General features: G+C 50.9%; 23 protein-coding genes. 16 read left to right on the top strand and 7 right to left on the bottom strand.

Translation table 11 applies throughout. The annotated features are described in order from the left end of the window. Window positions 1–57 precede the first annotated feature (57 nt). The 5 genes from KMZ15_RS05925 (at window position 58) to KMZ15_RS05905 (ending at window position 7,662) form a co-directional block, all read left to right on the top strand. Entirely contained in the window at window positions 58–1,656 is a 1,599-nt protein-coding gene (locus tag KMZ15_RS05925; RefSeq protein WP_223694743.1) for an ABC transporter substrate-binding protein, read from the top strand. Continuing rightward, window positions 1,653–3,329, top strand: coding sequence for an ABC transporter substrate-binding protein (locus KMZ15_RS05920; RefSeq protein ID WP_223691589.1), 1,677 nt, complete (start codon window positions 1,653–1,655; stop codon window positions 3,327–3,329). The genes KMZ15_RS05925 and KMZ15_RS05920 overlap by 4 nt, the downstream gene beginning before the upstream one ends. Before the next feature lie 107 nt (window positions 3,330–3,436). Then, the gene (locus KMZ15_RS05915) at window positions 3,437–5,110 is read left to right on the top strand and encodes an ABC transporter substrate-binding protein (protein WP_223691587.1); all 1,674 of its coding nucleotides are present in this window, start codon (window positions 3,437–3,439) and stop codon (window positions 5,108–5,110) included. Beyond that, a complete protein-coding gene (locus KMZ15_RS05910; protein WP_258134740.1) occupies window positions 5,107–6,744 on the top strand; it encodes an ABC transporter substrate-binding protein in 1,638 nt (545 codons plus the stop codon). Before KMZ15_RS05915 ends, KMZ15_RS05910 begins: the two co-directional genes overlap by 4 nt. Window positions 6,745–6,759: 15 nt before the next feature. Next, on the top strand, window positions 6,760–7,662 hold the full coding sequence (locus KMZ15_RS05905; protein WP_223691585.1) for a LysR family transcriptional regulator: 903 nt from the start codon (window positions 6,760–6,762) through the stop codon (window positions 7,660–7,662). A gap of 37 nt (window positions 7,663–7,699) precedes the next feature. Here the strand turns inward: KMZ15_RS05905 and xth are convergent, their stop codons facing one another. The 3 genes from xth to prfB all read right to left on the bottom strand — a co-directional run bounded on the left by xth (window position 7,700) and on the right by prfB (window position 11,176). Next, on the bottom strand, window positions 7,700–8,479 hold the full coding sequence (xth, locus tag KMZ15_RS05900) for an exodeoxyribonuclease III (protein ID WP_223691583.1): 780 nt from the start codon (window positions 8,477–8,479) through the stop codon (window positions 7,700–7,702). 62 nt (window positions 8,480–8,541) lie between these two features. After that, on the bottom strand, window positions 8,542–10,050 hold the full coding sequence (lysS, locus tag KMZ15_RS05895) for a lysine--tRNA ligase (RefSeq protein WP_223691581.1): 1,509 nt from the start codon (window positions 10,048–10,050) through the stop codon (window positions 8,542–8,544). Window positions 10,051–10,071: 21 nt separating this feature from the next. Beyond that, window positions 10,072–11,176 (bottom strand): peptide chain release factor 2 gene (prfB, locus tag KMZ15_RS05890; protein WP_223691579.1). Its coding sequence is split into 2 segments (ribosomal slippage): window positions 10,072–11,094 and window positions 11,096–11,176, totalling 1,104 coding nucleotides; the frame shifts between segments, so codons are not numbered across the junction. 132 nt (window positions 11,177–11,308) lie between these two features. Between prfB and KMZ15_RS05885 the strand changes: the two genes are divergently transcribed. From KMZ15_RS05885 to KMZ15_RS05850, 8 genes are all read left to right on the top strand, one after another. Further along, window positions 11,309–12,013: a beta-ketoacyl synthase chain length factor gene (locus tag KMZ15_RS05885; protein ID WP_223694739.1), complete on the top strand. Its 705-nt coding sequence runs from the start codon at window positions 11,309–11,311 to the stop codon at window positions 12,011–12,013. 95 nt (window positions 12,014–12,108) lie between these two features. After that, the gene (locus KMZ15_RS05880) at window positions 12,109–12,384 is read left to right on the top strand and encodes a phosphopantetheine-binding protein (RefSeq protein WP_223691576.1); all 276 of its coding nucleotides are present in this window, start codon (window positions 12,109–12,111) and stop codon (window positions 12,382–12,384) included. 55 nt (window positions 12,385–12,439) lie between these two features. Beyond that, complete coding sequence (locus KMZ15_RS05875; RefSeq protein ID WP_223691574.1) at window positions 12,440–14,158, top strand: AMP-binding protein; 1,719 nt, start codon at window positions 12,440–12,442, stop codon at window positions 14,156–14,158. A gap of 64 nt (window positions 14,159–14,222) precedes the next feature. After that, window positions 14,223–15,830: a histidine ammonia-lyase gene (gene hutH / locus KMZ15_RS05870; RefSeq protein ID WP_223694737.1), complete on the top strand. Its 1,608-nt coding sequence runs from the start codon at window positions 14,223–14,225 to the stop codon at window positions 15,828–15,830. After that, a complete protein-coding gene (locus KMZ15_RS05865; RefSeq protein WP_223694735.1) occupies window positions 15,830–16,267 on the top strand; it encodes a thioesterase family protein in 438 nt (145 codons plus the stop codon). Before hutH ends, KMZ15_RS05865 begins: the two co-directional genes overlap by 1 nt. A 33-nt stretch (window positions 16,268–16,300) precedes the next feature. Further along, window positions 16,301–17,476 (top strand): beta-ketoacyl-[acyl-carrier-protein] synthase family protein, encoded by a 1,176-nt coding sequence (locus KMZ15_RS05860; RefSeq protein ID WP_223691572.1) that lies wholly within the window; start codon window positions 16,301–16,303, stop codon window positions 17,474–17,476. Between the two features lie 2 nt (window positions 17,477–17,478). Continuing rightward, window positions 17,479–17,952, top strand: coding sequence for a beta-hydroxyacyl-ACP dehydratase (locus KMZ15_RS05855; protein ID WP_223691571.1), 474 nt, complete (start codon window positions 17,479–17,481; stop codon window positions 17,950–17,952). 141 nt (window positions 17,953–18,093) lie between these two features. After that, a complete protein-coding gene (locus tag KMZ15_RS05850; RefSeq protein ID WP_223691569.1) occupies window positions 18,094–18,819 on the top strand; it encodes a 3-ketoacyl-ACP reductase FabG2 in 726 nt (241 codons plus the stop codon). Between the two features lie 22 nt (window positions 18,820–18,841). Here KMZ15_RS05850 and KMZ15_RS05845 read toward each other — a convergent pair whose 3' ends face one another. From KMZ15_RS05845 to KMZ15_RS05835, 3 genes are read right to left on the bottom strand one after another with little or no spacing between them, the layout of a single operon-like run. Continuing rightward, window positions 18,842–18,967, bottom strand: coding sequence for a hypothetical protein (locus KMZ15_RS05845; RefSeq protein WP_258134739.1), 126 nt, complete (start codon window positions 18,965–18,967; stop codon window positions 18,842–18,844). Then, window positions 18,964–20,658: a single-stranded-DNA-specific exonuclease RecJ gene (gene recJ / locus KMZ15_RS05840; RefSeq protein WP_223691567.1), complete on the bottom strand. Its 1,695-nt coding sequence runs from the start codon at window positions 20,656–20,658 to the stop codon at window positions 18,964–18,966. The genes KMZ15_RS05845 and recJ overlap by 4 nt, the downstream gene beginning before the upstream one ends. Beyond that, window positions 20,655–21,812 carry a regulator gene (locus KMZ15_RS05835; protein WP_223694733.1) on the bottom strand — a complete coding sequence of 386 codons (1,158 nt, stop codon included), beginning with the start codon at window positions 21,810–21,812 and terminating at the stop codon, window positions 20,655–20,657. The genes recJ and KMZ15_RS05835 overlap by 4 nt, the downstream gene beginning before the upstream one ends. 73 nt (window positions 21,813–21,885) lie before the next feature. On the opposite strand from KMZ15_RS05835, the gene KMZ15_RS05830 reads away from it, so the two are divergent. Next, window positions 21,886–23,139 (top strand): lipoprotein-releasing ABC transporter permease subunit, encoded by a 1,254-nt coding sequence (locus KMZ15_RS05830; protein ID WP_223691565.1) that lies wholly within the window; start codon window positions 21,886–21,888, stop codon window positions 23,137–23,139. Then, complete coding sequence (gene lolD / locus KMZ15_RS05825) at window positions 23,132–23,851, top strand: lipoprotein-releasing ABC transporter ATP-binding protein LolD (protein WP_223691562.1); 720 nt, start codon at window positions 23,132–23,134, stop codon at window positions 23,849–23,851. The genes KMZ15_RS05830 and lolD overlap by 8 nt, the downstream gene beginning before the upstream one ends. A gap of 16 nt (window positions 23,852–23,867) precedes the next feature. Here lolD and KMZ15_RS05820 read toward each other — a convergent pair whose 3' ends face one another. Next, window positions 23,868–24,245 (bottom strand): CCDC90 family protein, encoded by a 378-nt coding sequence (locus tag KMZ15_RS05820; protein ID WP_223691560.1) that lies wholly within the window; start codon window positions 24,243–24,245, stop codon window positions 23,868–23,870. Between the two features lie 212 nt (window positions 24,246–24,457). On the opposite strand from KMZ15_RS05820, the gene KMZ15_RS05815 reads away from it, so the two are divergent. Then, complete coding sequence (locus KMZ15_RS05815) at window positions 24,458–26,983, top strand: DNA internalization-related competence protein ComEC/Rec2 (protein ID WP_223691558.1); 2,526 nt, start codon at window positions 24,458–24,460, stop codon at window positions 26,981–26,983. The last annotated feature ends 16 nt before the right edge of the window (window positions 26,984–26,999 follow it).

Genomic DNA, 26,999 nt, shown 5'->3' with positions numbered 1-26,999 from the left:
ATGAAAAGCAATAATTTGATGTCGCTCATACAGGGCAGATTGCTGGTATTTTTGTTGATGGCAGTGCTATCAGTTGCGGCTTCAATGCCTGTTCGCGCCACCCCCCCAAATAAAACTCTTACCTATTGCTCTGAAGGGCGACCGGCTGGTTTTGATCCAGCTCAGTCTACAACGGGCGTTGAATATACGGCGAGCGCATTTAGTGTTCATAATCGGCTGGTTGAATTCAAGCCGGGCAGCACTGAAATTTGCCCGAGTTTGGCTGCTCACTGGGATATCTCACCAGATGGTTTGCAATATACTTTCTATTTGCGCCGAGGCGTGAAATTTCATACCACATCATATTTCAGGCCAACAAGGGAGTTTAATGCGGATGATGTGGTTTTTACTTTTGAGCGGATGCGTAATCCAGAGCATCTTTTTCGTAAAGCTTACCCGGCCTCAGCCCCTTATTTTGTGAACTTAGGGCTTGATAAAGAGATCACAAAGGTCGAAAAACTCGATCCGTATACAGTACGCTTCACTCTGAAGTCGGCCAATGGCCCGTTTCTGATGAATCTTGGGCTAGCTTTCGCTTCTATTCTGTCAGTTGAATATGCAGATCAGTTATTAAACATTGGTAAAGCATCCAATATCAATTGGTGGCCGGTGGGGACCGGGCCATTTATTTTTCGGAGCTATACTAAAGAAGCTGAGGCTGAAGATGCGTTGATTCGTTTCGATGGTAACCCAGACTATTGGAGGCCAAAGGATGTGCAGTTATCGAAGCTCGTTTTTACAATTGTGCCTGATGCTACTGAGCGAGTACGTAAGTTAAAACGTAACGAATGCCAAGTAATGAGCTACCCGAGACCGAGTGACCTTGCCACTATTAAAGCAGATCCGAAGCTTGAGTTACTCAGCCAGCCTGGTTTGAACCTTAGCTATTTGGTTTATAACGTGTCGCATCCGCCGCTTGATAACGTATTAGTTCGTCGTGCGCTTGATATGGTAATCAATAAAGCGGCTATTATCAAAGCCACTTTCTATGAACAGGAAAATGCTGCGCAAATAGCGAGCGCACCAATCCCTCCAGCGCTGTGGTCCTACGATGAAACGCTCAAAGATGAGCCATTTGATTTGGAAAAAGCAAGAGCCTTGCTAGCACAAGCGGGCTATCCTAAAGGTTTTGCGATTTCGTTATGGATTTCATCGGTGCAGCGCCCCTATAACCCCAACCCGAGGCTGACAGCTGAAATGATTCAGGCCGATTGGGCAAAAATTGGGGTGAAAGCTAATATCGTGACTCGCAATTGGAGCAGATATATTAAAGGTGCGCATAATAGTGAACACGATGCGATGCTTATTGGCTGGACAGGCAATAGCGATCCGGATGACTGGCTTGGTGTGATGCTCACTTGCGATGCAATAAGCGGCATTAATCATTCAAAATGGTGTCACCCAGTATTCGATGTTTTAATCAAAGCAGCACGCCAAACGAATGACGTTGAAAAGCGCACGATGCTATACCAAGAAGCACAGCAGATTTTCAAGCGCGAATTGCCATTCACACCTATTGCATATGCAAGTGTTTACCAGCCAATCAACAAAAACGTGACCAATTTCAAGATTAATCCGCTTTGCGCCATACTATTCATGGGGGTGGGGTTGAAATGATGAGAAAAGATTTGACGAATGGTAATGGTTTAATGTCAGCCATGCAGGGTGTGTCAAGGATATCTGTTTCCATAGCAATATTAATAGTTGCATTATTTACTTTTTCCATACCTGCTCGCGCGACACTTCCAAATAAAACCCTAGTTTATTGTTCTGAGGCAAGTCCAAGAGGTTTTGATCCAGCACAATCTACAACACCCGTTGAATATACTGCAAGCGCATTCACAGTTTATAACCGGCTTATTGAGTTTGAGCGCGGTACTACAAATATTGGGCCTGGCCTTGCAGTATATTGGGATATTTCTCCAGATGGTCTAGCTTATACTTTCTATCTGCGGCGGGGCGTAAAGTTTCATACAACATCGTTTTTTAAGCCGACACGTGATTTTAATGCCGACGATGTAGTTTTCACTTTTGAGCGTATGCATGATCCAGAGCATCCTTTCCGTAAAGCCTATCCAGTTTCATTCCCCTATTTTTCTAACTTGGGCCTCGATAAAGAAATTGCGAAGATCGAGAAACTTGATTCTTATACAGTACGCTTCACGCTAAAGTCGGCCAATGCACCATTTTTGATGAATCTCGGTCTGGCTTTTGCATCGATTTTGTCGGCTGAATATGCGGAGCAATTGCTTAAAACTGGTAAAGCAGCCAATATTAATTGGTGGCCCGTGGGTACGGGTCCTTTTATTTTCAGCAGCTACTCTAGAGAAGCACAAATCGAAGACTCGTTAATCCGCTTTGATGGCAATCCTAACTATTGGAAGCGGGCTGATGTGCAGATCTCTAAGCTGGTTTTTCTGATCGTGCCTAACCCGATGTGGCGTTTTTATAAACTGAAGCGTAACGAATGCCAAGTAATGAGCTATCCACGTCCAAGTGATCTTGCTTCCATTGAAGCTAATCCAAACCTTCGATTGCTGACCCAACCGGGGCTTAGCCTTACTTATCTCGCATACAATGTTTCACATGAGCCGCTTAATAGTGTTCTAGTGCGCCGCGCACTTGATATGGCAATCAATAAAAAGGCAATTATTGCTGCAGCTACTAAAAGTCGAGAGGGGGTAGCACGAATAGCGAGCTCACCAATACCACCAGCTCTTTGGTCACACGATGAGACACTAAAAGATGCTCCATACGATTTGCAAAAGGCAAAAGCTTTACTGACGCAAGCAGGCTATCCTAACGGTTTGTCGATTTCACTCTGGACTAGCCAGACACAACGGTACTATAACCCGAGGCGGATAGCTGAAATGGTTAGGGATGATTGGAAAAAAATCGGCGTGGAAGCGAAGATTGTTTTTCACGAATGGGGTGAATATATTAAGCGCGCACAAGCAGGCGAGCACGATGTCCTGCTTATTGGCTGGACGGGTAATAGCGACCCAGATGATTGGTTTGGTCCGATGCTCACCTGTGATGCAACAAGCGGTATTAATTACTCAAAATGGTGTCACCCAGCGTTTGATGCTTTAATTAAAATAGCGCGACAAACCAATGATATTGATAAACGTATTATTCTTTATCAGGAAGCGCAACAGCTTTTCAAGCGCGAGTTGCCATTTACACCTATTGCATATGCAAGTGTTTACCAGCCAATCAACAAGAACGTGACCAATTTCAAGATTAATCCGCTTAGCGCCATACTATTCATGGGGGTGGGGTTGAAATGACGGTGCGCATATCCGCCTTCATATTTGGTTTTGTCTTGTAGAGATCCAGTGAGATCAATGGTTGTGAGTGATATTAGCTCTTTATTGTATGAAGCATGAGGGACCCGATGGAAAGCAGTGATTTGATGAGGCGAGCTACACATGACATTAAGTTGACATTTGTATGTATGGCAAGTTTGATGGCTGTAGTGCTTGCTTTTGCTGTTTCCTCTTCACACGCATCGCTTCCAAATAAAACACTTATCTATTGCTCTGATGGGGCGCCGGCTGGTTTTGATCCAGCTCAGTTTATATCGAAAGCTGAATATACCACGAGTGCATTCACGATCCATAATCGGCTAGTTGAATTTAGGCAGGGTAGCGCAGAACCTTATCCTAGCCTTGCTATTCACTGGGATGTATCGTCAGATGGCTTGCAATACACTTTTTATTTAAGACGGGGCGTGAAGTTTCATACAACCCCTTACTTTATCCCTACGCGAGAATTTAATGCGGACGACGTGCTTTTTACGTTTGAACGGATGCGTAATCTGAACCATCGTTTCCGTAAAGCCTATCCAGCGCCCGTCCCTTATTTTGTGAATTTAGGGCTTGATAAAGAAATTGAAAAAATCGAAAAGCCAGATTTATATACGGTGCGCTTCACGTTACGATCTGCTAATGCCCCGTTTCTGATGAATTTAGGTTTGGCGTTTGGCTCGATTTTATCAGCTGAATATGCCGAGCAGCTGTTAAGAGTTGGTAAAGCGTCTAATATCAATTGGTGGCCGGTGGGGACCGGTCCGTTTATTTTTCGGAGCTATACCAAAGAAGCAGAAGATGAAAGTGCACTCATCCGCTTTGACGGCAATCCAGATTATTGGAGACCAAAGGATGTGCAAGTATCGAGTTTGATTTTTAAAATTGTACCTGATGCTACGGAGCGAGTACGTAAACTCAAGCGCAATGAGTGTCAGATAATGAGTTATCCGAGGCCTGCAGATCTTGCGGCGATTGAAGCGGATCCTAAGCTCGAATTATTAAGCCAGCCAGGTTTGAACCTTAGCTTTTTAGCTTATAACGTGTTGCATGCGCCACTTGATAATGTTTTGGTCCGCCGCGCGCTCGATATGGCAATTAATAAAAAGGCTATTATTAAAGCTATATTTCGTGGACGGGAAGGTGCGGCACAAGTAGCAAGCGCACCGATTCCTCCAGCACTTTGGTCTCATGATGAAACACTTAAAGACGAGCCGTTTGATTTAGAAATAGCTAAAGCTTTATTGGCGCAGGCTGGTTATTCTAAAGGCTTTTCAATTTCGCTGTGGATTATGCCTTTACAGAGAGCCTATAATCCAAATCCACGGTTAGTGGCTCAGATGATTCAAGCAGATTGGGCTAAAATCGGGGTGAAGGTAGAAATCGTAGCCCACAAATGGAGCCGATACATTAAAGGTGCAAATGAGGGGGAGCACGATACGATGCTTATCGGTTGGACGGGCAATAATGATCCAGATGACTGGTTAGGCGTTTTGCTTGCTTGCGATGCGGTAAAGAGCCCTTTTAATAGTTCAAAATGGTGTAATCCTGGATTTGACGCCTTAATCAAAGCAGCACGCCAAACCAATGATATAGACAACCGTACGATACTTTATCAAGAAGCGCAAAAAATTTTCAAACGTGAATTGCCATTTACGCCAATCTTACATGCAACAACCTACCAGCCGGTCAATAAAAATGTGACTAATTTTAAGATTAATCCACTTAATGCTGTGCTATTCACGGGAGTTGGTTTGAAATGAGAGTGTCTTACTTCCGCGCGGCATTTATAGACTTAGCAGTCTTGTTTCTTTTTACTTTTATCTTTCCCGCTCATGCAGTGCTCCCGAATAAAACACTTGTCTACTGCTCCGAAGGTATCCCAGCTGGTTTTGACCCAGCGCAATTCACAACAAGTGTTGAATATACGGTAAGCGCCTTCACTGTTCACAATCGGTTGGTTGAATTCAAGCGGGGCAGCACTGAAATTGGCCCAGGCTTGGCTGCTCACTGGGATATCTCACCGGATGGCTTGCGGTACACTTTTTATTTACGGCGTGACGTGAAGTTTCATACCACGTCATATTTTAGGCCTACACGAGAATTTAATGCGGATGATGTGCTGTTCACTTTCGAGCGAATGCGCAATCCAAACCATCCTTTCCGTAAAGCTTATCCAGCCCCTGTCCCTTATTTTGTGAACTTAGGGCTTGATAAAGAAATTACAAAGATCGAAAAACTGGATTTATACACGGTGCGCTTTACTTTGAAGTCGGCTAACGCACCATTCTTAACGAATCTTGGCTTAGCGTTTGCTTCCATTTTGTCAGCTGAATATGCCGATCAGTTGTTAAAAGCTGGCAAAGCATCGAATATCAATTGGTGGCCGGTGGGAACGGGGCCGTTTGTTTTTCGGAGCTATACTAAAGAAACGGAGGCTGAAGATGCGCTAATTCGTTTTGACAGTAACTCGAAATATTGGAGACCACAGGATGTGCAAGTATCGAGTTTGATTTTTAAAATTGTGCCTGATGCTGCGGAGCGAGTACGTAAACTTAGGCGTAATGAGTGTCAGATAATGAGTTATCCGCGACCCGCTGATTTTGCGGCTATTGAAGCAGATCCTAAGCTCGAATTATTAAGCCAGCCTGGTTTGAATCTTAGTTATTTGGCTTATAACGTGCTGCATCCGCCACTTGATAATGTCTTGGTTCGTCGTGCGCTCGATATGGCAATTAATAAAAAGGCTATTATTAAAGCTACGTTCCGTGGACGGGAAGGTGCGGCACAAGTAGCAAGCGCACCGATTCCACCGGCACTTTGGTCTCATGATGAAACACTTAAAGACGAGTTGTTTGATTTAGAAAAGGCGAAGGCTTTGCTGGCAGAGGCAGGATACCCTAAAGGCTTTACAATTTCGCTATGGACCTTGCCAGTACAGCGGCCCTATAACCCCAACCCACGGCTAACAGCTGAAATAATTCAGGCTGACTGGGCGAAGATTGGGGTGAGAGCGAAAATTGTGACTCATAGCTGGGGCAAATATATTAAGGATGGACATGATGGTGAGCACGATGCGATGCTTATTGGCTGGACGGGTAATATTGATCCGGATGATTGGTTTGGCGTAACACTTACCTGCGATGCAATGAGCGGCCTTAATTACTCAAAATGGTGCTATCCGCCGTTTGATGCTTTAATCAAAGGCGCACGCCAAACGAATGATATTGAGAAACGTGCAGCGTTTTATCAGGAAGCGCAGCGGATTTTCAACCGTGAATTGCCATTTACGCCAATCTTACATGCAACGGCCTACCAGCCAATTAATAAAAATGTCACGGGCTTCAAAATCAATCCTCTTAGCGCAACTGTGTTTACGGGCGTCAGTTTGAAATAAAGGCAAGCATTCATAATGAACGAAATTAACCAACGGCGAATGCAGTATTTTTACGAGGTGCTAACACAGGGCTCGATCCGTGATGCAGCAGAAGTTTTAAATACAGCGCCCTCAGTGGTGAGCCGGCAGATCCGGTTGTTGGAAAAAGAGCTAGCGGTGACGTTGTTTGATCGTCACCCACGAGGTTTACAGCCGAATGAAGCTTCTGAAATTGTGCTTGAATATTGTCGGAACCGTCACGCGCACCAAGAGCGCCTAGAAACCTATTTGGAGGAAATGCGCAGTCTCCAGCGTGGCCGTATCTATATCGCCGTCAATCAAGGGTATATTGAGCCGCTGATGAATGAGGTGCTGAATGACTTTTGCCAACAGTATCCCCGGTTAAATATTCATGTTGAAACTGTATTGACCAATGAAGCCGTCGACCAAGTGACCGAAGATATTGCCCATATTGGACTGGTTTATAACCCGCCCGATATTCCTGAGTTGCGTTGCTGTGCGCGCGCAAAACGGCCGGTGCGTTTAATGGTTGGTAAAAAGCACCCGTTGGCTCGCCAGAAAAAGGTTACGTTAGCAGATGCATTGCGCTACCCGTTAGGGCTATTGTCGGCTTCTTCTGGTTTGTTGAAAATGCTTCAGGCGCTAGAGGATTCGGAAAAAATTCGATTCGCCCCGAGCTTGACGACCAATTCAATCACTGTCCTGGAACGGTTTGTTAAGGCCGGCAAGGGCGTCGCATTTATGGCAACGAGTCTAAAACCGGGGATTGAAACTGACGGTTTGGTTGCCCTGGAGATTGATAACCCCATCCTGAATACTCCAGAAAGCCGTTTGTTTGTCAGGCGTGGCAGGCCTCTTCCTGCCGCAGTGAATCAACTGTTGCGGCAGATCATAACGAAATTATCGCTTTTTAAATAAAGCTTTGGTGAAAATTGTGAGATGAGTTGCCGATGCGTCAATCTCTTATGTCAGCAATGACGGGCGCATGGTCAGAGGGTTGCAGCCAGCCACGCGGGGTTTTATCAATGATGCAGCGCTCGCAAGCCGCAGTCAGTGTAGACGATAGCAAGATATGATCGATTCTGAGCCCTGCATTACGGCGAAATGAAAGCATCCGGTAATCCCACCAGCTATAAATTTTCTCAGCTTGTTCAAAGCAGCGAAAGGCATCGGTCAGTCCAAGCGAGCACAGCCTGGTAAATGCAGCCCGCTCATCGGGGGAAACCAGATTTTGTCCTTCCCAGGCTAATGGATCATGCACATCGCGTTCTGTGGGGGCAATGTTGTAGTCTCCGAGCAAGGCTAACCGCTCATATTGGGCTAGTTCACTTTCTAGCCAGGTGCTGAGCGCGTCCATCCATTTTAGTTTGTAGGCGAATTTATCGGTGCCTGGAGCCTGACCATTTGGAAAGTAGGCGCAAATGACTCGGGTGCCGTTGAGCGTGACGGCAATCAGTCGCTGCTGCGGATCGTCAAAACCGGGAATATTGCGTTGGATGCTAGCCGCGTCAAATGGTATATCTTCCCGCGTGAGGATCGCTACGCCATTATAGGTTTTTTGGCCGGCATAGAAGCTGCGATACCCGATAGCTTTTAATTGTGCCTCAGGAAATTTTTCATCTGGCAGCTTGAGTTCTTGTAAACAAAGCACATCGACTGGATTGGCAGCCAGCCAGTCGATGACATGCGGTAAACGTACGTTGAGTGAATTAATATTCCAGCTGGCGAGTTTCATCCCGTTAGTATACCTTGCCTAGACTAAGATCGATATCCAGGCTAGGCGTTTGGAGTTTAGGTTTATGCCGAATCTTCGCGCCGCAGATGTGGGAACAAAATCACATCGCGAATACTTGCATTATCCGTTAACAACATGACCAGTCGGTCAATGCCAATACCGCAGCCGCCAGTCGGGGGCATACCGTATTCAAGTGCGCGAATATAATCGGCGTCATAGTACATCGCTTCTGTGTCGCCGGCATTTTTTTGTTCAACTTGTTTCTTAAATCGCGCCGCTTGGTCCTGCGGGTCGTTCAATTCAGAAAAGCCATTGGCGATTTCACGGCCAGCAATAAAAAGTTCAAAACGTTCGGTAATGCCTGGTTGGGTATCCGATTCGCGTGCCAGGGGCGATACTTCAATTGGATAATCAATAATATAAGTCGGCTGCCATAGTTTTGCTTCGGCGGTTTCTTCAAATAATGCCAGCTGTAGCGCGCCAATCCCGGCGTTGAAAAATTTGGCTTCTTGCGTATTAACGCCTAGCCTTTTGAGTTCTTGGGTTAAGAACTCTTTATCATGTAAGGGCGCATCGCGGTACTCACTGCTATATTCTGCAATGGCTTGAGTGATCGTGAGTCGTTGAAAGGGGGCCGCAAGATTCAGCTCTCGCCCTTGGTATTGGATCTTGGCAGTACCCAAGGCATCAATGGCCGCTTGCTGGATCAGTTTTTCGGTGAAATTCATCAGCCACCGGTAATCGGTGTAGGCTGCATAGAATTCCATCATTGTAAATTCTGGGTTATGCCGCGGTGAAACGCCTTCATTACGAAAATTACGGTTGATTTCAAACACACGCTCAAAGCCACCCACAATCAGCCGTTTTAAATACAATTCTGGCGCGATGCGCAAAAACATTTGCATATCGAGCGCGTTATGATGCGTGGCAAAAGGCTGCGCAGCGGCACCTCCTGGGATGGGGTGAAGCATTGGCGTTTCGACTTCAAGAAAACCTGTTGCTTCCATTTGGCGGCGGATGGATGAAACCGCCTTAGTACGTGCGATAAAGGTTTTACGCGTATTCGGTGTGACCATCAAATCCACATAACGCTGCCGGTAGCGCATCTCCTGATCGGCTAGCCCATGGAATTTATCGGGCAGTGGCCGCAGCGCCTTGGCTAATAAGCGTAAGCTGGTGCAGCGTATCGATAGCTCCCCTTTATTGGTGCGAAAGAGTAAACCACGGGCGGCAACGATATCGCCCAGATCCCATTTTTTGAATGACTCATAGAGATCGGCGCTGGCTTCAGCCGCGGTGATAAAGAGTTGGATTTGTGCACTGCCATCTTGTACCGTGGCAAAGCTGGCTTTGCCCATAATGCGCTTGAGCATCATGCGCCCAGCAATGGCTACTTCGAGGGCCTGCTCTTCAAGCATTTCTTTATTGGCCTCGGCATACTGCGTCTGGAGTTCGAGCGCCTGATGGGTCGGCTGAAAATCATTTGGATAGGCGCAGCCTTGCGCGCGTAAGGCGTTGAGTTTCTCGTGCCGTTCTTGCACGCTAGCAGGGATTGGGGTCGAATCGGACATTATGCAGTTTCTAATAAAGTTTTATACGCCTTGTTTCAGGCTGGCGCTGATTAAATCATCGAGATCGCCGTCTAATACGGCGCGGGTATTGCTGATTTCGACGCCTGTGCGTAAATCCTTAATGCGGCTTTGATCAAGCACATAGGAGCGGATTTGATGGCCCCAGCCAACATCGGTTTTGTTGGATTCAAGCTTGTCTTGCTCAGCTTGGCGCTTGCGTAATTCAGCTTCATATAGACGCGATTTCAACATCGCCATGGCTTCGGCACGATTACGGTGCTGTGAGCGGTCGCTTTGGCATTGCACAACGATACCACTTGGCAGATGCGTGAGGCGTACCGCGGAATCCGTTTTATTGATATGCTGGCCGCCGGCTCCTGAGGCGCGAAAGGTATCGACGCGCAAATCAGCTGGATTCACATCCACCTCGATTGAGTCGTCTACTTCTGGATAGACAAAAATAGAGGCGAATGAGGTATGTCGTCCGCCCGACGAGTCAAAGGGGGATTTACGCACCAGCCGGTGCACACCGGTTTCGGTACGCAAATAGCCATACGCATATTCCCCTTCAACTTTAATGGTTGAGCTCTTAAGGCCCGCCACTTCGCCGGCTGACTCTTCTAGTAAGCTGGTTTTAAAACCTTTGCGCTCGCAGTAGCGTAGATATTGCCGCAGTAACATAGAGGCCCAGTCGCATGCCTCGGTTCCGCCCGCTCCCGCTTGGATATCAATAAAGCAGTTATTAGGGTCGGCCGGATGATTAAACATACGACGAAATTCAATATCTGCGACATGGGTGGCGAGCGTTGCGACCTCCGCTTCGATGGCAAGCAACGTGTCTTCGTCTGCTTCGTCACGAGCGAGCTCGAACAGATCTTGTGTATTGCGTAAATCGTTATCCAAAGAGGTGAGCATAGTGACCACCCCTGCGAGCTGTTTTTTTTCTTTGCCAAGCGCTTGGGTGCGTTTTGTATCGCCCCAGGTAGCCGGGTCTTCGAGCTCTTGATTGAGGACGCTTAAACGGGTTTTTTTGGTATCGTAGTCAAAGAAACCCCCGAAGCTCTTCGGCACGAGTGCATAAGTCAGTAAGAGTGGTGTTGATGGCGTTGAGGCGTTCTGCTTCCATATTAGGCGTATTTTTTGCTGGAAAAAAGCAAATTATAACGGATTGGAGATGGCAGTGCTTTTTGAGTTTGATATGATAAAGGGTTATTTTGCACTGAATTTATCCCTATTTTCTTATCCTATCCCGATTAACATGCCTGATTTAGCTTGGACCTTGCCTGTTGCCCGTTGGTCTGCATGGAGTGCGCAGACATCGGCTGCGCTCGAGGTGAATTTTATTGAGCCGATGTTGCGGCGGCGTTTGAGTACGCTATCGAAAATGGGACTCAAAGTGGCGCATGATTGCGTGCTGGCTGACCAACCGGTGCGAGTGATCTTCGCTTCTCGTCATGGGGAGTCACGCCGCACCACGGAGTTGCTCAAAGCACAAGCGCAAGAACCGATGCAGTCTTTATCGCCGAATGCATTCAGTCTTTCGGTTTTGAATGCGGCCGCCGGTGTTTTTAGTATGATGCGGGGCGACCATTCAAATGCCACCGCCTTAGCGGCGGGCTCTGAGACCCTGGGTTACGCATTGCTTGAGGCGTTTGCGCAATATACCTCTGATCCGCAGGCACCGATATTGGTGATCTATGCGGACGAACCGCCTGACCCAATTTTTGCTTCGGTCGACGAGACCGATGCGCCATCTGCTGCACTGGCCTTGTGGATAGCCGACGATGCGCCAGGCGTGCTTGAATGCCATGTGCGTAGCAGTGAACGAGCGCAGGTGCCGGAGCGCTCGCTCTACCCGCGTCAATTGAATGCCGCTTTGCATTGCCTTGAAACACATCAAGCCACTTGCTGGGAGGGCGCCGGGTCGAGCTGGTCCTGGCAGTGGCGTGATAGAAAAGCATAATGGCTATTTATTGATAGGCAACGAGAGCTTCTCGAAGCGCATGAAATTGAGCGTGATTTCAACAGAGAATTAATCTAAACAACACTGGAAAGACCATGACTGCTTTAAAACTTGAGCTCAAACAGCTTTTGATTGACGCGCTTAATCTTGAGGATTTGACCCTAGCGGATATCGGCGACGATACGCCTCTTTTTAACACCGATGGCCTTGGGCTCGATTCGATTGACGCGCTGGAAATTGGGATTGCGCTGCGCAAAAAATATCAGCTGCCCATTGAAACCACGGATAGTCGTATGCGCGAACATTTCCGTTCGGTGAGTACCTTGGCTGATTGGGTTACAAGCCAGCGTAATGCGTTGCCTGAATCTTAAAGCGCTTTTTGAGAGATGACCAAACCGTTGTTTGGAACGGCACACTTTATTTTGCATGACCACATCTTTACACTTGTTATTTAGTCACGATTGCGTTGATACCCGGCCGGTATGTATTGACGGTGATCATGTGCTGGACTGGCGCTTCTTTACCGAACGTACATGTGCTGCGGTGCGCGCTCTAGGTGGCGAGCGCCATAGGAGCTGCGCGCGTTGGGCATTGTGTTTGAGCGATCCATTTGATTTTGTCTGTGGCTTATTTGCGTTGCTAGCAGCAGGTAAACAGATTGTGCTGCCGTCCAATCATAAGCCAGCGGCGCTCTTGCCGCTCGCTGGTTTATACGATAGCGTGCTGGATGATCTAGACGGTTTGCTTGCCAGCGGGGACGGTGGTCTGTGCGCTGAGTTGACGATTGATCCGCGTGCACCACTGAGTCTTGTCACTTCGGGCAGTAGTGGCGTACCGAAGGTGATCCACAAAACGCTGGCACAGTTTGAGGCGGAAATTCAGACGTTGGCGACGCTGTGGGGTACGGTGATGCAAGGTATTACCGTGGTCGCTAGCGTGCCGCATCACCATATTTATGGTTTGCTGTTTCGTTTGTTATGGCCGCTTGCTGCCGGTCAGCCGTTTGATCGCATGACCTGTGTTGACCCCGCGGACGTGCGGGCCCGGCTGGCTGCGTTGCAGAAGACGGTTTTGGTGTCGAGCCCGGCGCAGTTGGCGCGCTGGCCTGCGCTGATTAACCTAGCCCAGCTTGCACCGCTGCCGGGACTGATTTTTTCTTCGGGTGGCCCGCTGGCAACTGAGACTGCCGCGGTCTATGCGCAAGCGTTTGGCGCTGCGCCAATCGAAGTGTATGGCAGTACTGAAACCGGCGGGATTGCTTGGCGTTGTCAGCGTCAAGCGCAGCATCAAAATGTGGTGAGCGATGCCTGGACGCCGATGCCAGCGGTTGCTGTGCGGTGTGCTGCCGATGGTGCATTGCAACTGCGTTCGCCACATCTGCCTGACGATCAGTGGTGGCGCATGGAAGATGCGGTGCAGATCGACGTTGATGGTCGCTTTCGTTTACGGGGCCGACTGGATCGAATCATTAAGCTCGAAGAAAAACGTGTTTCGTTACCTGAGCTAGAGCACGTGCTGATGCAGCACCCGTGGGTTAAGCAGGCCGCGGTTGTGCCGCTGAATGGCGCGCGGCTAACGCTTGGCGCGCTGCTGACTTTAACTGAGGAAGGCATACAGGCATGGCGTAGCGCCGCGAGCCGTCTGTCTATCACGCAGGCCTTACGCCGTTATTTAGCTGAGCATTTCGATGGGGTCGTGTTGCCCCGTCATTGGCGCTTTTGTATGCAGTTGCCTTTTGATGAGCGAGGAAAATTGTCGGTGACTGATCTTGCCGCGCGCTTCGCAAAAAATCCACTGCAACCTGAATTGCTCGCTGAATGGTGCAATGGCGATACAGCGCTGCTTGAGCTACATGTGCCGTCAACCTTGATTCACTTCAGCGGTCATTTTCCGGGGTTGCCGATCTTACCAGGCGTGGTCCAGATCGATTGGGTTGTCCGCTATGTCGCGCATTATTTTGCACTATGTGATGGCTTCCAATCGCTTGAGCAAATTAAATTCCTCTCTATGGTGCGTCCAGGCGCCACGCTGCGGCTTGCGCTCGCGCATGATCCCGGGCGTGCGCGGATTACCTTTCGCTACCATGTGGGTGAGCATGACTATGCAACGGGGCGGATTGTTTATAGTAAGGACGCTATTGTGTAGATTTGCTAGTGCTTAGCAAAGTGAATGAAATATATAACGTATATCGAATGACCTAGTGAATGAAATGTATAACTTATATCGAACGACCCATGAAGAAGTAGGTAAAAGCCTTGAGCATATCGTCGTCGGCGCACGCCGGGTCACGATTGAGGAGGTGCTGGCCGTTGCTGAGCGCGGCGCAGAGGTGCGGCTCGCCGATCAGGCGGCATTTCGTGAACGGATTGAGCGTGGCGCCCATTATTTGCGCACCTGCCTGGCTAGTGGTGCGACAGTCTACGGTGTGAATACGGGCTATGGAGATGCCTGCGAGGTCAGCGTGCCGCCAGCCTTGGTGGCGGCATTACCGTTGCAGCTGACCCGTTATCACGGCTGTGGTATGGGCGAATATTTAGACACGGATGCAACGCTGGCGGTCATGGTGGCGCGTCTCAATTCGTTGGCGCACGGCTATTCTGGCGTGCGCTGGGAGTTGCTTGACAAACTCATGCAGCTGATTAACCAGCGGGTGTTACCGCGTATTCCAGCTGAAGGTTCAGTGGGCGCGAGTGGCGATTTAACGCCCCTTTCTTATGTCGCTGCCGCGCTGATTGGTGAGCGTGAAGTGTCGCATCGTGGCCAATTGCGTGCGGCGCGCGATGTGCTCGCTGAGCTTGGCATTGCGCCGCTTGTGCTGGCGCCGAAAGAAGGGCTGGCGCTAATGAATGGTACGGCAGTCATGACGGGCTTGGCCTGCCTGGCCTGGCGCCGGGCTGACTATCTGACGCGTTTGGCGTGCCGGCTGACGGCACTTACTACCGTTGCCTTGAATGGGCGCGCAGCGCATTTTGATGCGCGACTGTTTGAGGCCAAGCCCCATATAGGGCAGGGCGAGGCAGCAGCGTGGATTCGCGCAGATCTAAGCGGCCGCCCGGACAGCAGTGCGCAGCGTGTGCAAGATCGTTATTCGGTGCGCTGTGCGCCGCATGTGATTGGGGTGGCGCGTGATGCGCTGAGCTGGATCCGGCGTGATATTGAAAATGAATTAAATAGTGCCAATGACAATCCATTGATTGATCCAGACGATGAGTGCGTGTTGCACGGTGGCAATTTCTATGGCGGCCATATTGCGTTTGCCATGGATGCCCTTAAGGTTGCAGTGGCAAATTTAGCTGACTTAATGGATCGCCAGCTTGCCTTGCTGGTCGATGACAAATTCAATCATGGTTTGCCGCGTAATTTATCTGGCAGCATAGGTGAGCGCGCGGCGATCAATCATGGCTTTAAGGCGGTGCAAATTAGTGCGTCTGCTTGGACTGCCGAAGCCCTTAAATTGACCATGCCGGCGAGCGTGTTTTCACGTTCAACGGAGTCCCATAATCAAGATAAAGTCAGCATGGGTACGATTGCCGCGCGCGACTGTTTACGGGTGCTGACGTTGACGGAACAGGTTGCTGCTGCACATACGCTAGCCACGGTGCAAGCCGTCACCTTGCGTTTGCGTGACTCGGCGATACCGCAGCCACCTGTTGTCTTAACGGAATTCATGGAGATGTCTGCCACCCACTCCGCTTTCGTCGATGAAGATCGGGCGCTTGAGTTTGATTTGCGTGGGACTGCGGATTGGATCCGCGCGGGTGTGGCTCCCCTCTATACAGATTTGGCGAGCGCTCGAGATCAGACAGGCAAATTATGATGGCTAAGCCGATCCACCAAACCGCGCTGACTGCTACGGTCGGCATTGAAGTGCCGTTTCACGATATTGATTCGATGAATATCTGCTGGCACGGCCATTACGTCAAGTATTTTGAAATCGCGCGTAGCGCATTGCTGCGTAGTTTCGATTATGACGCGATGCGTTTATCAAACTATCTGTGGCCGGTGGTTGAATGTCGGCTGAAATATTTGCGGCCTGCTCGCTATGGCCAGTTGTTGGACGTGAGCGCTAAGCTCGTCGAATATGAAAGCCGGCTTAAAATCGGTTATTTAATTACTGACCGGGAAAGTGGTGAGCCGCTGACTAAAGGCTATACGATTCAAGTGGCAGTGGATGCACAGACGCAAGCGTTGCAGTTTGTATTACCACGCGAGCTGTTGGATAAATTAGAGCCGATGCTCTCTGCAGTTCGTTGAGCGTGTTTAACCCTATCTTCTTCAGAGTGCTTGATGAGTAAACCACGCTACTATTTAAATGCCCTTGGCATGATCAATGCACTGGGTAATGACCTAGCCGTGATTGGCCGTCGCTTAGCTGAGGGCGACACTTCGAGTATGGTCACTGAAGCGGTGAGTGATGCGCTTGGCAGCTTGCCTGTGGGTCGGGTAAGCCAGGTATTGCCAGCACCGCCGACGGCGTTGGCGCGCGATGACTGTCGTAACAACCGCCTATTACTGGCTGCCCTGGCAACCATAGAAGTCGAGCTTGAAAAAATATTATCTCGCTATGGCCGCTCACGGATTGGCGTGGTGTTGGGTACGACAACTTCGGGCATTGTCGCGGGCGAGGCCATGCTCGCTGAATGGGCCGCCGGCCGGGCAGCACCTGCTGGCTATGATTACCAGCAGGTTGAAATCGGCGCAGCTGCGCCATTCTTGGCCAAAGTACTTGATGTGACAGGCCCGGCGTATACTATTTCGACGGCTTGCACCTCCAGCGCAAAAGTCTTCGCGGTGGCCCGCCGATGGTTGCAAGCTGACTTATGCGATGCCGTGGTGTTGGGTGGGGTAGATACGCTGAGTGGTTTGACCTTGGGTGGTTTTAGTGCGTTAGAGTCGATCAGTCCGCAGCGCGCTAATCCTATGAGTCGCAATCGCCGTGGGATTAACCTTGGTGAAGGGGCGGCCCTTTTTATTATGAGCCGTGATGAAGCGCCGATTGCACTTTTGGGTGTGGGTGAAGCCAGTGATGCGTATCATATTTCTGCGCCTGATCCACAAGGGAAGGGCGCTGAAATGGCATTGCGCGCAGCACTTGACGATGCGGCGCTCACTCCGTCTCAAATTGGCTACGTCAATCTGCATGCGACGGCTACTCCAAAAAATGACGAAATGGAAAGCCGCGTGATGCAGCGCGTGTTTCCGGCTGGCGTGCCGGCCAGTGGCACTAAGCCATTGGTGGGTCATTTGCTGGGGGCGGCAGGTGCAACTGAGCTGGGTTTTTGCTGGCTGCTGCTAAATGGTATGACGCCCTCTTTGCTGCCGCATATCTGGGATGGGGAGGCTGATCCGCAACTGCCACGGCTTGATCTGGTACAGCCTGGGCAAGGCTTGCGGCAGCGAACCTGCATGAGTAATTCGTTTGCCTTTGGTGGCAGCAATGTCAGCCTTATCATTGGTGGCTGATCATGGGCTCTTCTCACGGGTTTCCTGAGATTGAAACTTTACTGCCGCATCGCGGCACAATGTTATTACTTGACCGGGTCACGGCTTTTACCAACAAAACGCTAAGTGCTGAGTATCGAGTGCGTGGCGACGCTTGGTATGCTGATCCTGACGCGCGGATGCCAGTATGGATTGGCCTCGAGTTAATGGCGCAGGCCATGGCTGCCCATGCTGGTCTATCTGCTCAATCCGATGGCGGACCGCCACAAGCTGGTGTGTTATTAGGTTCGCGCCAGTATCAGGCATTTTGTGCAGCGTTCGAGGCGAATACATTGCTGAAAGTAGAGGTTCAGCAAATATTAGCGTTGGCTGATGGTAACCAGGCGTATGACTGCGAGTTGTGGCAGGGCGGTGAACTCGCGGCCAAGGCGGTACTGAAAGTGTTCCAGCCGCCGGATTTTTCGGCTTTTATGCAGCGGCATGGTGGTTCTAGTTGAATCGGCGCTCCTCTGCTGTTTCCCCATCGTCTAATTGAGGTTAACGGAAGCATGGGCAGCGCCTCGTAGTTGGTGCTGATTAAAAGTGCTACACAAATGATTAAAATTGCAGCGATTTAGAATTCCTGAGGAGTCAATTGAATGAAGCGCCGCGTATTAGTGACAGGGGCAAGCCGAGGTATTGGCCGTGCTATTGCCGAGCAGCTCGCCTCTGATGGCTTTGCGCTTACGATCCATGCTCATAGTGGCTGGACTGAAGCGCAAGCGGTGGTGGCAGGTATTGTGGCGCAGGGCGGACAAGCCCAGGCACTGCGCTTTGATGTGCGTGAGCGCGCCATATGCTCTAAGATGCTTGAAGAGGATGTGGCGGCACACGGAGCCTATTATGGCATTGTGTGTAATGCCGGCGTGGTACGCGATGCGGTTTTCCCTGCGCTAAGCGGCGAGGACTGGGATACAGTGATTGATACGAGTCTCGATGGTTTTTACAATGTTGTGCATCCGCTCACGATGCCTATGGTGCGCGCGAAAGCCGGCGGGCGAATTGTGACGATCTCGTCGGTGTCCGGCATGATTGGCAACCGTGGACAGGTGAATTACAGTGCTGCCAAAGCGGGCTTGATCGGAGCGAGCAAAGCGTTGGCGATAGAACTCGCGAGCCGCGCGATCACGGTCAATTGCGTGGCTCCCGGTATTATTGAAACTGAGATGATCAATCCGGAATTGCGCGAGCAAGCCTCAAAAGAAGTGCCAATGAAGCGTGTTGGAACATCTTCTGAAGTTGGCGCATTAGTCAGTTTTTTGATGTCTGATGCAGCCGCTTATATTACGCGTCAGGTCATTGGTGTGAATGGTGGAATTGTTTAAGCAAGCTATGTTTTTGGCCCTTTTAAGGGTCTGTTGTCGGACGAATCAAGCTCACGCGCTGAGGCATCAACATGGTTTCATCTGGCGTTTTCCACCAGATATACTTGCTTGCTAGATGCTTCAATAGCTCTCGGCTGATGCGATTCATGCAAGTGCATGCTCTACCACCAATTGCACGCGTGCAACGCCGTTCCAGGTATCGCGCACGAGCCGATACGCAATCAGCGCACGAGCAGGTAATGGCTCGGTGCGGTTAAACCAAATCGCTTGATAACGTTGCCTGCCGCGCATGAGCTGTAACTTCAAATGCCGCTCTTTAACGAGCGCTTGCGAGGCAATCCCAAATTCAGTTGAAAAAATCGGTGCTGGAAACCCCTGCCCCCACACCAGATTGTCCAGTAGTTCAGCAAATTGCGGGGTGAAATAAGCATCTTCGAGATCACCATCCGTTTCTAGCACGCGGGTTAATGAATCAGTACCGAGCCATTCACGGCCAATCGCTTCGAAGGCTTCCTTAAAGCGCGGTACATCAACTGTGCGCAGGGTCAAGCCAGCAGCCATTGCATGGCCACCGAATTTGGTTAATAGGCCGGCGTGCCGCTTTGAGATTAGATCGAGCGCATCGCGTAAATGAAAGCCTGGAATCGAGCGACCCGAGCCTTTCACAAGATCGCCACTGTCATCAGCGAGGGCAAATGTCACCGAGGGCCGGAAAAAACGTTCTTTGAGCCGCCCGGCGACAATCCCAATGACCCCCTGGTGCCAACTTGGATTGAACAGGGTGAGGGTGGTGCAACCAGACGGATCAACCTCGGCGAGCTCGGCCAGTGCGGTCTGCTGCATCTCCGCTTCGATTTCACGCCGCTCGCGGTTCATCGCGTCAAGTTGCTGAGCCAGCGCCCAAGCGCGGCCAACATCATCCGTGAGTAAGCATTCGATGCCAAGCGACATATCCGCCAGCCGGCCGGCTGCATTCAGGCGGGGCCCAAGCGCAAAACCAAGATCAAAACCGGATGCAGATTTTGCCTCACGGCCAGCGGCGCGAAAGAGGGCGGCGATGCCAGCTTGCATCCGGCCGGCACGGATGCGTGTAAGCCCCTGGGCGACTAAGACCCGGTTATTTGCATCGAGCTTGACGACGTCAGCGACGGTGCCTAAGGCGACGAGATCAAGCAAGCTATCCAGGCGGGGCTCTGGGCGGTCGCTAAAGGCGCCACGCTGACGCAATTGTGCACGTAAGGCAAGTAAAACATAGAACATCACACCCACCCCCGCTAGGTGTTTGCTCGCAAACGTACAGCCCGGTTGGTTCGGATTAACCATCGCACGAGCCGCTGGTAAGGTATCGCCAGGTAAATGATGGTCGGTGATGAGCACCTCTAGGCCAAGCGCATTAGCGGCAGCAACCCCATCGACGCTGGCAATGCCATTATCAACCGTAATCAGTAACTGAGGCTGTCCTTTGGCGGCTAGCGCCACGATATCTGGGGTCAGTCCATAACCGTATTCGAAGCGATTGGGGACCAAGTAATCGACATTTGCGCCAAATAAGCGTAGGCCCCGCACAGCGACCGCGCAGGCGGTCGCGCCATCGCAATCATAATCTGCGATGACCGTCATTTTTCCGCGCGCTGCAATGGTGTCGGCAAGCAGTATGGCTGCGTCGTCAATGCCTTTGAGTTGAGCGGGCGCGAGTAAGTGCGTAAAGTGAGTTTCAACCTCGTCTGTATGGCAAATGCCGCGCGCGGCATACAAACGGGCCAGTACCGGATGGATTCCTTGGCGAATCAGAACTTCAGTCTGGGCAGGTGCGCACGAACGTGGAGTAATTTGGGTCATAATTCAAGCAGTGAGGCGGTTGATCGGCGGCGCCAGAATTTGCGCAGGTCAGCACGCGTTACTGTTAAAGTGAGTGAAGAGGTGTCCCCGCATAGGGTTAACGTCAGGGTTCGCAAGGCGCCGCTTTGTAGCGCAGCGAGCGCAGGCGCAAACCAATTATGCTCGAGAGTAGTGAGCGTTGCCGCCCAGTGAAACCAATCTTGCTGCAAAAATGGCAGCGTTAAATCATCTAGCTCAACCAGTATTTTAGTTGCAGGAGCACGAGTGGCCTGGGCGGTGGTAAACAGAGCGAGCTGATCAAAGTGAGCGGGCGGCAGGTTGACTTGATGCTGCGCTGTTAATCCGGCGGCCAGCCCCAGGCCGCGCGCGGCGGGCGCATTGGCTAAGATACAGCTAAATGGGCTGGTGACGGGTTTAAACGAACCTTGCGCATGCAGCCAGATCGAATTTGCCGTATAGACACCGCGTGTTTCGCGTGCATCATTGATCGGATGCTCAAACCAGGCCATTTGTACTTCATTTTGAAGCTTCAGCCACGCGCGTGAGGCGGCGCCTGTCCGAGTTTCATGGGGCAGCCAGATTTCAATATTGCGTCCGGCGGCGCGTAGCGGTGAGGCGCCCGATAGCCCATGCAAGAAGGGCGCCGAGATATACCAGCGTAAAGGGGTGGGCGCGACGAGCGTGATGCCTAGTGATTCAATTAGTGGCTGGGCGGTTTTAAGTAGCGTGGTGGCTTCATCCGCAGCAAGCTCCAGGTGCGCTGGGTCAATCAGGATCAGGTGATCATGGGCGATTTGTACATGTACCGGCTCGACGCACGCCCAAATTGGGGTATCGTCTGAATGGATATGACTTGTAGCGAGTACCGTGTTAAGTGTCACGGTAACGGGCGCGACCTGATCGGCTAGCAGCATATAGGGCGCGAGCGGCGCTTCATCAAGTGTCGCCGCATCAATCACCTTAAAGCGGTGCGCTAGCCAACGCTCATGCGGTAATGTCCGCTGAAAATCTTCGCCGACAGATTTTTCTGTTAGTGTTGCGCGTGCGAGTAATTTGGCCAGCGCACCTTGCTGCAAAGCAGGTAACGTATGGCGAGCAGCGCGCAGCGCCGGTAGCGAGAACGGTAATAGCAGGTGGAGAGCAGGAGATTGCATAGTCATAGCAGCTGCATTGTATGGCAAACTCCACCATCGTTTAATATTTGATTTCTGATTTTGGTAGCTTAACTTGAAACTTCCGTACGAATGGCAGATTGGTTGGCGCTATACGCGCGCAGGTAAAAAGACAACCGGAAATGGCTTTATTTCTTTCATTGCACTGATGTCAATGACGGGCATTGCACTTGGGGTCGCGGCGCTGATTATCGTGCTTTCAGTGATGAACGGTTTTCAAAAGGAGGTGCGGGATCGGATGCTTTCGGTACTTGCCCACGTTGAAGTTTTTTCGCCTAGCGGGGGCCTCGTTGATTGGCGGCAAACTGCGCATGAAGCATTGCGCAACCGAGCGGTGCTGGCAGCGGCGCCTTATGTCGAGGCGCAGGCGTTGCTGACTCGTCAAGGCATCATGAGAGGGGTTGTCCTGCGTGGGGTGGAGCCGTCACTCGAGGAGCAGGTATCGGGCTTGGGCGCAGAGATGAAGGCTGGGCGTTTGGCTGATCTAAAGCCCGGTGAATTCGGCATTGTGCTGGGTGAACAACTGTCGCAGCAACTCGGGGTCGAAGTAGGGGAAAAGCTTATCTTGCTTGCACCACAAGGATCAATGACCCCGGTTGGTATGCTGCCACGGTTTAAACAGTTTACGGTGGTGGGTATTTTCGAGTCGGGCCATTACGAATTCGATAGCGCTTTAGCTTTAATGGAGATCGCGGATGCGCAGACGCTGTTCCAGCTGACGGCCCCAACCGGTGTGCGGCTGCGTTTACAGGACATGCAACGCGCGCCGGAGATTGCGCTTGAACTCACTCGAGCGCTAGCGGGAGATCTTTATATTCGTGATTGGACGCGGCAGAATCAAACCTGGTTTTCGGCCGTGCAAATCGAAAAACGCATGATGTTTATCATTTTGACGCTGATTATTGCGGTCGCGGCATTCAATCTGGTCTCATCATTGGTGATGACGGTCACCAACAAGCAGGCGGATATCGCGATTTTACGCACGCTAGGCGCACAACCTAGCTCGATTATGAAAATCTTTATGGTACAGGGCATGACCATTGGCTTATGCGGTACTCTGCTTGGGGTCGCACTGGGCTGTTTAATTGCCGTAAATATTCCAACTATTGTGCCGTTTATCGAGCATGTATTGGGTATCCGCTTTTTGCCCCCTAGCATTTATTTTATTAGCGAACTGCCATCGGATCTGAAGCTGCTTGATGTCATTAAAATTGGCGCAATCGCTTGTGTCTTATCGGTGCTGGCAACGCTGTACCCTAGTTGGCAGGCTGCTCGCGTACGGCCTGCGGAGGCTTTACGTTATGAATAAACAGAACCAAAGGCCGGAGCCGGCAGTAGACGTTGTGTTGCAGGCCAGCGGCATTACCAAAACTTTTGCCCAGGCCAGCACACGCGTGGAAGTTCTACATAATGTGCAGCTAGCAGTACGGCGCGGCGAGAAACTCGCGATTGTTGGCGCATCGGGTTGCGGAAAAAGTACTTTATTGCATATCTTAGGTGGGCTGGATGACCCGGATCAAGGGGAGGTGTCACTGTTGGGTAAAGCGTTTTCTGCGCTGAGTGACCGGCAGCGCACGACCTTACGTAACCAGGCATTAGGTTTTATCTATCAATTTCATCATTTGTTGCCTGAATTTAGTGCGCTGGATAATGTCGCGATGCCACTTCTGATTCGCCGCTTTTCACTTGCCGATGCTCGTGAGATTGCCGCTCAGATGCTAGCGCGAGTGGAACTGACAGCGCGTGCTCAGCATCGCCCAGGTGAACTCTCGGGCGGTGAACGTCAACGGGTAGCCGTGGCGCGCGCCTTGGTTAATCGCCCTGCTTGTGTGTTGGCGGATGAACCTACAGGTAATCTGGATGCAAGTACAGCGAATACAATATTTGAATTGCTGATTGAGTTGTCGCAAACGTTAAATACGAGTTTTGTGATCGTTACACATGATGCACAGCTTGCTATGCGTTGTGATCGGGTATTGCAGTTGAAAGAAGGAGCGTTGCTAGCGACGACTGTTGTTTAACTTCTTTTTGTTAAGACTATAGGTTGGCTGAAATGAGTGCTTTCATGAAAATACCTAAAGCACTTAAGCCTGCAATCAGAATGCCGCCAATGATTGAGCTTATTTTAAGTGTCAAATGGAGTTGAAGGCTTTCTAATTTAGCGTCAACAGCAGCAAACCGAGTGTTCATATCTTTGCGTAGATCGCTTATTTCATGACGAAGTTCGATCGAGAGTTTGTCGAGGTCGGAGCGAATGCTTGATTCAAACAAGCGATGATCTGTCTTAGTCACGAACCCTGCCATTTTGTATGAGTCATGCACTGCAGTAGAAATTGCTTTGGCTTGTTTTTCGTCGACGCCTGTTTCTGTGAGCGTTTCAACGAATAGTAGTGTGTCGAAAGGAATGGCAGTCATTATAACTAATTTAAAAGGTTAAATTTAAACTTAATGGTAGCATTAATTGAGAGTTTTTTTGCAAAAAATTTCTGATTGATTACACCACACAATAGGTAAAAACTAACCGTAAATTTCATAGGCCTAATGGCCAATTCTGGCGTTGTGCCATTCCAGTCTGATCCCATTCACGCATAATCAAATTATTAAAAAGAGGCTAGGTATGGGCGGCTATGGTAAGAGCAGTGCTGTGCGGTTTTGCAGCGGGTACATGGGCATTACAGCAAAGCGCTGAACTCCCTTCGCGATTGGGCTTAAGCCTATGCGTTGTATTGCTGGCCCTTTTTACCTTAGCTGCAGGTGTTTTACATCGTATCCAGTGGCCTTGGGGCAAAGTTCTATTGATCTTATGCGCGGCCTTGATTGCGGGTTATAGCTGGGCAGCATGGCGAGCACAGATTCGCTTGGCGTGGGCGTTGCCGATTGAGCTGGAGCGGCGCGATATCAAAGCAGTGGGCATTATCGCCAGTGTGCCACTCAGCGATACACGCCGCACGCGCTTTGTCTTCAAAATCGAGCAAAGCGATCCCGCCGTGCCGTTAATGCCACGTTTGGTCCAGTTGAGTTGGTATGCGCAAGCGGGGACGCTGCCTGTGCGTATACGTCCGGGTGAACGTTGGATGTTCACCATCAGGCTGGTGCGCCCGCATGGCAATGCGAACTATCACGCAGCTGACCTTGAAGCATCTATGCTTGAGCGCAATCTACGGGCGACTGGCTATGTGCGTGAACAACCCGCGCCACAGCGTATGGCTGGTCGTGCGAGCGGTCTTCTGATGGCGCTTGAACGTTGGCGTGATAGGCAGCATCTACGTATTCATGAAGTGTTAGCGCACGCACCGCATACAGGGGTAGTCAGCGCACTGGCGATTGGCTTACAAACGGGAATTTCAGCGGATGACCGGCAGCGCTTTACACGCACGGGTACAAACCATCTAGTGGCGATCTCAGGTTTGCATATTTCACTCGTCGCTGGTTTTGCTGCGGCGCTGGCCGGCTGGTTGTGGCGGCACTCGTGCTTTATCGGTGATCACTGGCCGCTGTGGTTGGCAGCACCGCGGGTGGCGGCCGTAGCAGGTGCTGCTGCAGGGTTGCTGTATGCTGGGCTGGCTGGGTTTGGCATACCTGCGCAACGGGCCTTGTTGATGCTGTTGATTGTGGCGTTGTCGTTTGCGAGTGCGCGCCGCGTTGCAGTCTCGGTGGTCTTGGCCTGGGCGTTGGCGGTGGTGGTTGCGATTGACCCTTGGGCCACGATCACGGCTGGCTGCTGGCTCTCGTTTGGTGCCGTGGCGGTGATTTTATTGGCGGCAAGCGCCGGTCGCATGGCTTACTCTAAAGCAGCGGATAAAGCGGCCAAAGAAATGAATGGCAGCATTCTTTCTATACGCGGCATCTATGCTTGGGGAGTGTACCGATGGCGCCGCCTATTGGCAACATTCACGGCATCTGCTCGCATCCAGGGAGCTGTCAGTCTTGGCCTCATTCCATTGACTGCTCTCTGGTTTGCACAAGTACCGTTGTTAAGTCCATTGGCCAATGCATTTGCTATTCCATGGGTGAGCTTTTTGGTGACTCCTCTCGTGCTGCTGGGGGTGCTGCTGCCAGCGCCGCTTGATGCGCTGATATTGAAGGTGGCACACGCATTCTTAATGGTGTTGGCTAAGGTCCTTGATGTGATTGCGGCGCCGTCGTGGGCACTCTATTCAATCCGTACGCCAGATGTGCTCGCCCTTGCATTTGCTGCGCTTGGTATGGGTTGGAGTTTGATGTTGCCCGGTTGGCCCTTACGAGGTGCCGCGCCGCTCCTATTTTTACCGCTGGCTTTGCCACTCTCTTCCGCCCCCGCAGAGGGCGAATTTCGCATTACGGTGTTAGACGTTGGGCAAGGCGCTGCCACCCTGATTGAAACGGCTCATCATCGACTGCTGTTCGATACCGGGCCACGCTACGATATGACGGCTGATGCAGGTCAGCGGATTGTGCTGCCGTTTCTGCGCGCGCGAGGTATTGAACAACTCGATGCGCTGGTGATTAGCCATGCCGATAATGATCATGCTGGTGGCGCGCGAGCTGTGTTGACTGAATTGCCCGTGGCTCGCATGCGGGCGTCACTGCCGCCTAAACATGCGCTGTGGCGGCAGGCGCGCGCGCAGCAGGTAAGGGACCTTGCGGCATGTCATGCCGGCGAGAGTTGGCTTTGGGACGGTGTCCGTTTTACCATGCTATGGCCCAATGAAACGAATGAGCGCAGAGGATTAACTCGAGCAGCAACCAAGAGCAGTAAGGCGCGTGGCGGACGTGAGGCACGCAACGAAGTAAGCTGTGTCTTGCATATTAGTAATAGCCATCATGCAGCATTGCTGCCGGGTGATATCGAAGCACGTGAAGAACGCGCTTTGCTGACACATAATCCGGCAGCGTTAAGTGCAACCCTATTGCTGGCCCCGCATCATGGCAGCCGGACTTCATCAACGGCAGGTTTTTTGGCGGCCGTGGCGCCACGCGAGACGGTTTTTCAGGTGGGGTATCGAAATCGGTTTAAGCATCCTAATGCCGCTGTGGTGGCCCGTTACCAAGCGCATGGCAGCAACTTGCATCGCAGTGATCACGATGGCGCAGTGCAATTTGAGACTGCCGGCGCTGAATTTTTTGTTGAACGTTACCGTACGGCACACCGGCGCTACTGGATGGGCCGCTGATTGAATTAGGTACGCC

Origin of the sequence: Mycoavidus sp. HKI (assembly GCF_020023735.2) — a bacterium.
In the GTDB taxonomy this organism is placed as follows: Bacteria; Pseudomonadota; Gammaproteobacteria; order Burkholderiales; family Burkholderiaceae; genus Mycoavidus.
Note: the sequence above shows the minus strand (reverse complement) of the source record. Positions and strands in the feature narration are given on the sequence as shown.